Origin of the sequence: Sulfitobacter sp. HI0129, from assembly GCF_001635395.1 — a bacterium.
Classification (GTDB): Bacteria; Pseudomonadota; Alphaproteobacteria; order Rhodobacterales; family Rhodobacteraceae; genus Sulfitobacter.
In genome coordinates this window covers 1-1519 of sequence record NZ_LWGH01000868.1, presented here as the reverse complement: position 1 = coordinate 1519, position 1519 = coordinate 1, and the positions used below count along the sequence as shown (strand labels likewise).

The following is a 1519-nucleotide window of genomic DNA, read 5'->3' as shown; positions in this document are numbered from 1 at the left end:
GCGCTGATCAACCTGATCTCGGGGCAGGTCAGCATCCGCTACGGGTTCAAGGGGCCGAACCATTCGGTCGTGACCGCCTGTTCCACCGGGGCCCATGCCATCGGCGACGCCTCGCGCCTGATCCGTCACGGCGATGCGGATGTGATGATCGCGGGCGGCGCGGAGGCGGCGATCTGCGAGATCGGCATCGCGGGCTTCAACGCCTGCAAGGCGCTGAGCACCAAGCGCGGCGACGACCCCAAGAAGGCCAGCCGCCCCTATGACGTGGACCGCGACGGTTTCGTCATGGGCGAAGGCGCGGGTATCGTCGTGCTGGAGGAATACGAACACGCCAAGGCGCGGGGTGCGAAGATCTATGCCGAAGTGCTGGGCTATGGTCTGTCGGGAGACGCCTATCACATCACCGCCCCGTCGGAGACCGGCGAAGGCGGCGAACGGTCCATGCGGGCGGCGTTGAAGAACGCGAATCTGGAGCCGAGCGATGTCGATTACATCAACGCCCATGGCACATCGACGATGGCCGATACCATCGAGCTTAGCGCGGTGGAGCGGCTGATGGGTGAACATGCGGGCAAGGTCACCATGTCTTCCACGAAGTCAGCGACCGGGCATCTGCTGGGGGCCGCAGGCGCGATCGAGGCGATATTCAGCATTCTGGCGATCCGTGATCAGGTGGCGCCGCCGACCATCAACCTCGACAATCCGGCGGTGGAAACCCCCATCGATCTGGCGCCGAACAAGAAGGTGGCGCGCAAGATCGATGTTGCCCTGAGCAACTCCTTCGGCTTCGGGGGCACCAACGCGAGCGTCGTCTTCGGGAAAGTTTCGTAATGTGGCGTCATATCGCGTCCAACGCGGTCACCCTGCTGATCGTGGGCCTGTTCCTGTTGGGCGGGCTCATCCTGTGGGGGCGCGCGCAGTACCAGCAACCCGGACCGCTGGCGCAGGCCATCTGCGTGCAGGTGGAGCGGGGATCGAACATGCGTCAGGTCAGCCGTGATCTGGAGGCGCAGGGCGCGGTGACATCCGGGTCGATCTTTCGCATCGGCGCGGACTACGAAGAGAAGACATCCAATCTGAAGGCGGGCAGTTTTCTGGTCCAGCCCGAACAGTCCATGCAGGAAATCGTGGATGTGATTACCCGGGGCGGGGCCAGCACCTGCGGTACCGAAGTCGTCTACCGCATCGGGGTGAACGCGGTGTCGGTACAGGTGCGTGAGCTTGATCCGCAGACTAACCGCTTTGTCGAGCGGGCCGAGTTCGACCCGGCCGCCGAGGAAGCGCCGGTGCTTTACACCGAGACCAAGGAAAAGAACGACACCCGTTTTCGCGTGGCCATGGCCGAGGGCGTGACAAGCTGGCAGGTGGTCGAGGCGCTGAAGTCTATCGACCTGCTCAACGGTGAAATCGGCGAGGTCCCGGCCGAGGGTACATTGGCGCCCGACAGCTACGAGGTGCGTCCGGGGGACGATCGCGGGGCGATCCTTGCCCAGATGAAGGCGGCGCAGGAGGCGCAGCT

2 protein-coding genes are annotated in these 1519 nt (G+C 64.3%); both read left to right on the top strand.

Features of this window, described 5'->3' with window-relative positions; translation table 11 throughout:
• The coding region (locus tag A3764_RS20365) for a beta-ketoacyl-ACP synthase II (protein WP_067952032.1) at positions 1-831 on the top strand (831 nt) is incomplete at its 5' end.
• On the top strand, positions 831-1519 hold a 689-nt coding region (locus A3764_RS20360), incomplete at its 3' end, for an endolytic transglycosylase MltG (RefSeq protein ID WP_150122334.1). The genes A3764_RS20365 and A3764_RS20360, both read left to right, overlap by 1 nt.